Source organism: Thiomicrorhabdus marina (assembly GCF_017571465.1).
GTDB classification, from domain to species: Bacteria; Pseudomonadota; Gammaproteobacteria; order Thiomicrospirales; family Thiomicrospiraceae; genus Thiomicrorhabdus; species Thiomicrorhabdus marina.
The window spans coordinates 1-4464 of record NZ_JAGETV010000049.1 but is presented as its reverse complement, the minus strand read 5'-3'; the positions used below and the strand labels follow the sequence as shown (position 1 = coordinate 4464).

Below are 4464 nucleotides of genomic sequence, written 5' to 3'. Positions count from 1 at the left end.
ATGTCCTGCCAATTATCAATAATGCCGGACACCGTTAAATCGGTTAATAGTCGTTTTGCCCCAGCCGCATCGCGTGCCGCTGAGTTGGCGATGGTGAATACCCAGTCGCCTTCTTTGGTGCCAATCGGGTCCATGCCTACGGCTGTGCCCCCACCTAGCGTTTTTAGTTCTTTGAGTGGCAGATGCCCAACATCTTCAAGACGGCTGGTCAGGACGATCTGCTTGCCTACTTGATGAATTTCCATCGCTAATCGTCCCAACCGTCCCAGTGATCGAGAATACCAACGATGGTCAAATCACTTGGGTAGCCTTTAGTTCCGGTGGCATCACGTGCCGCGGAACTACCACAACATAAAACGTAGTCACCTTCTTTGCAGCCGATTGGATCGACTGCAACCGTTGGACTGCCGTTCTTTTTGTCTTCCAACAGCTTCAGCGGCATGTGATCCATCATCGCGATGCGGTTGGTGGAGACTACAGTGCCTGTTACGCGCCAAATTTTCATTCTCTGAGTCCCTTATACAAATTCAACTTAAGTCGTTCCGTCTAAACGAAATGCCGGACGGTTTGTCGTGTAGTCGCGCAGGGTGCACATTGTCTGTAGCATGCCCGTTTGCGAAAGGTCGGCAAAACGTTTGTGTACAAGTTGCTCGACACGTTGCGCTTTCTTGGCAGCACGATCTTTCGAGCCCGGCACACGACCGTCATATTCAAAACCGACAATCACCGGAATCGGCAACATCTTCGCGACGTTAAGCTTCTTGAAAATTTTGATGCCGACTTTAACATCATCCATCCCCTCTTCAAGGGTTTCCAAGAAACTGTAGTAGGTGAGGTTACGCAATTGAACTTCTCTAAACCCACTGCCAATTCCGATAAAGCGCTCAGCATGGCCGATGTCGCTATAACACCCCGACTCGTACTGATGTACATAGTCAATCTGCGCCATATTGCGCTCGATAAACCAAGCCAGCACTTTTCGCAGGTTAGCAGCTTGATCTCGACGACCTTGACGGCTTCGAACCCATAGACTGTTAACAATTTCGCGACGCGCTTGCTCGGCATCTACATTCAATGTTTGCTGATAAAGCTGATGTGTATCTACAAAGCTTGCTAAATCAACCTGTCCACATTCGTCTGGAATATGAACCCGTAAACTGTCGTCATCGGTATTCACACCAATCAGTGCGATATCGACAGTTGCGCCACAACCAAAACGGTCTTCAATCGCCTGTTTAAACTCGATTAACTTGTTTAAAGCGGCTTGGGCGGCTTTTTCATCATCGCTACCGTGGGCAGCGCATCCTTGATGAGTAGGATCTGACTTAGAAAAATGATACGAAGCGACTTTTAAAAATTTGGTCGGTTCGTCTGCCGAGTTCGGCACCCCTTCTCTAAATCGTAAATGTTCGGTAAAGACCCAATTCCTTACACTTTCGCTGACATCAAACATCGCACCAGCGTGGGCTTTACGACGTACCAATGCATACGGCAGTCGCAGAATATAACTCACAAAATGCGCTAAGCGACCATCTGCACAAGGCGCGACGCCGATAGCGTGATAACCCATCTGCTGGATTAACTTGCTCGTTGCTTTTATCTCTTGACCTTTAAGCGGGTCCTGCTCGAAAAACTCTTTGCTAAAGGCTAGGAATTGTTCAAACACGCATTGTGTATAGAGCTTAGTTAAATTTAAGCCGCCAATACATGCATCAGCAAGTACCGTTTGTGGCAGCTTAAATCCAAGTTCAGCTTGCAAGGTAGCATTAGCCCAATCAACGAAATTACTTCTGCCATAACCTTGTTTTAACTTCTGCAATACCGCTTCGATATTATCGAAACGCGCTTTAGAAGCTAATTCATAGGCTCGAAGTTGTGCATTCTCATGGCCATCGGCAAGAGGGTGTCCGGAATTTGCCGTTTGCTTCTCAACAAACTGTACCGATTTCCTTTTATAAGGAATCGGGGCAAGTTTACTAAGTGCCGCCTCTCGACGGCTACGCCCTCTTGTCATTACTGCCTTGTTCATAACGACCTAGATTTCAGTTAAGCGCGTGCGCCACCGGTCAAGGTTACTTTCGCACCCGTCTCGGTATTTCCTGAAGAACCGGTAATTACGCTTTGCGGTACCTCTGGCATCGCATTTGGTCGGAAACCGTGAGCGCCTGCCATTGGAGCCGGTACTTTACCGCCGCCATAGCTAGCGTTGCGATTGGTTACTGATTCACCTTCGGTGCCAGTAATCTTCGCGCCACGATCCCAACCGTCACCTGTAATGCGAGCATTTTCCTGCGGAGCTTCCTCTGCTGGAGCGACTGTAGGCGTTGCTACAACCGGTGCTAACATCATTTGCGGTGCACTGACCGGCGCAGCAGGAATGGTGCTGTTCATCATTTGCGGGAAATCCGACTCGCCTGGTTGAGAGGCTGTCGATTGACCACCACATACCGCTGCAGTTTGACCTGCACCTTGATATGGCGTACCCGAAACAAAATCACATGCACCTTTCTCTGCGCCCGTAAGACCATCAGGTCCTGGTTGAGCGCCGGTCAGAGCTTGCTTTCCCGGCATCACTGAGCCCATAGTACGGTGTTGAATTTCCGCTTTCGCTTTAATTCCACAGTTCGCGCCATGTTCGGCTGACATATATGATGAACCGGTGATTGCATTACAAGTTCCTGCTTCTGCACCCGTCATACCAGTCGTTTCACCACTACGGTCGCCAGTAACCTTTTGGCCACTTGCCGTCCCTGAAGCAGTTACTTTTGCTGGAGCCGGAGCAGGTTTTGAATCACAGAAAGTTTCTGTTTCTTCAACACCTTGGTAACCCGTACCCGTTACTGACTTGCAATAACCTTTCTCGTCACCAGTCACGTCAGCAACGCGACCAACTTGAGTACCGGTAGTTTCGTTACCAGAAGCAGTTTGCGATGGCATCACTTTACGTGGTGCACTTGCCTCTTTAGGACGAATCGTGGTCGAGTTAGACTTGTAGTTATCACCACCAGTCACTTTCGAACCATCGTTCGCGTCCATTTGGCTCGCATCGATACTAAAACCCGTCACCTTTTTAGCAGGCGCAGCAGATTTAGTACCGCAGAATTGTTCCGCTTGATCAGCAGGTAAATATTCTGTTCCAGTCAGTGTTGTACATGCACCAGCACGGTCACCGGTTACTGTTTTCGCATTCCCAACGGCAGTTCCACTGATCGTTTCACCACGGGTTGTTTGCGTACGAGTAACTTTAGCAACACCTGCAGCAGGTGTACTTGAACAGTGGGTATTAAACTCTTCAGAGCTTAAATATTCTGTTCCACTTACTGTTTGACATGCACCGTATTCGGCACCTGTCGCTCTACCTTGTCCGACTAGCGTTCCAGAAATACCTTGCCCTTTCAAAGTAGTTGAATAACCAACTTTTTCCGGAGCAGCGTTGTCGTTTTTACGATTACGCTTTGCATTACTGTTTTGCGCAGTTCCACACGTTTTACCGCGAGAACAACGATCAGCACGTACATCACGTGCAATGTCTCTAGCAGATGCATCAGGATTATTCATTCGAGCAACCGCGCCAGATTGACTACCTTTAGTTTTATAGGCAGTTTCACCAGACTTACCTAGAGTACGCGCCTTACGGTACGCTCTAGACATACCACGACCTGGGCTAGATTTAGTCGTGTTTGAAGTTGCTTTAACTTCATTACGGCTAGAACCTTGAGTCGGAGTCATTGCTTTCGGAGCGATTTCAACCTTCGCTGGAGCAGCTTCTACTTGTGATTCAGCTTTCGCTTCAGCACGAGCTTGCATTGCTTTCGCTTTTGGATGAGGATTTTCGCTCGTCTTCTTCTGATAACCGCTATTGCCGCGAAGTTGCGTGGTACGACGTTTTTGCGCCGCAGTACGACCTTCAGCTACAACAACTGGCTTACCAGTTACTGAATTATCTTTTTTAGATGCAGATACATCTAAAAAGCCTCGATCAGAGACGATGCTATCATTGCTTGTGTTAGCTACTGCTTGCGCTGGCATTTCTGCTTTCGCTGACTGTGAGCTCACACGATTTTGATACGCTTTGGCTTTTGGATGTGGGTTTTCGCTTGATTTCTGTGGCGCTTGAGCCACTCCGCGATTCCCTTTCATCTGTGAGGTACGACGTTTTTTCGCCGCATCACGACCTTCAGACACAGCAATCGGTTGGCTAATCACTTGCTGACGCGCACGACTTGAAGCCGCTGCTGGAGCAGGTGCTGCCGGAGCAGCCTTTCCTGCACGCTGTTCAGCACGTGATGGAATCACATCCTGAGCAGGTGCAGCCTTAGCCGCACGACGCTGGCTAGGTTGGCTGCCTGACGATGCCGGGGAGGTAGACGCACCACCAAGCTGAGCTTGACGGCGTGCTTGCGCTGCTGCGCGACCACTTTGAGATTGACTCATTATTTGGCCTCCCTTTTCGTTCGTTAGTTA

At 49.1% G+C, this 4464-nt stretch carries 4 protein-coding genes; all 4 read right to left on the bottom strand.

What is annotated here, in order from left to right:
• A partial coding sequence (locus tag J3998_RS12945; RefSeq protein WP_208151084.1) for a EutN/CcmL family microcompartment protein occupies window positions 1-245 on the bottom strand: 245 nt, incomplete at its 3' end.
• Between the two features lie 2 nt (window positions 246-247).
• On the bottom strand, window positions 248-505 hold the full coding sequence (locus tag J3998_RS12940; protein WP_208151083.1) for an alpha-carboxysome shell vertex protein CsoS4: 258 nt from the start codon (window positions 503-505) through the stop codon (window positions 248-250).
• A gap of 27 nt (window positions 506-532) precedes the next feature.
• Window positions 533-2029, bottom strand: coding sequence for a carboxysome shell carbonic anhydrase (locus tag J3998_RS12935; RefSeq protein ID WP_243750754.1), 1497 nt, complete (start codon window positions 2027-2029; stop codon window positions 533-535).
• A gap of 17 nt (window positions 2030-2046) precedes the next feature.
• The gene (gene csoS2, locus J3998_RS12930; protein ID WP_208151082.1) at window positions 2047-4434 is read right to left on the bottom strand and encodes an alpha-carboxysome scaffolding protein CsoS2; all 2388 of its coding nucleotides are present in this window, start codon (window positions 4432-4434) and stop codon (window positions 2047-2049) included.
• Window positions 4435-4464: the final 30 nt, after the last annotated feature.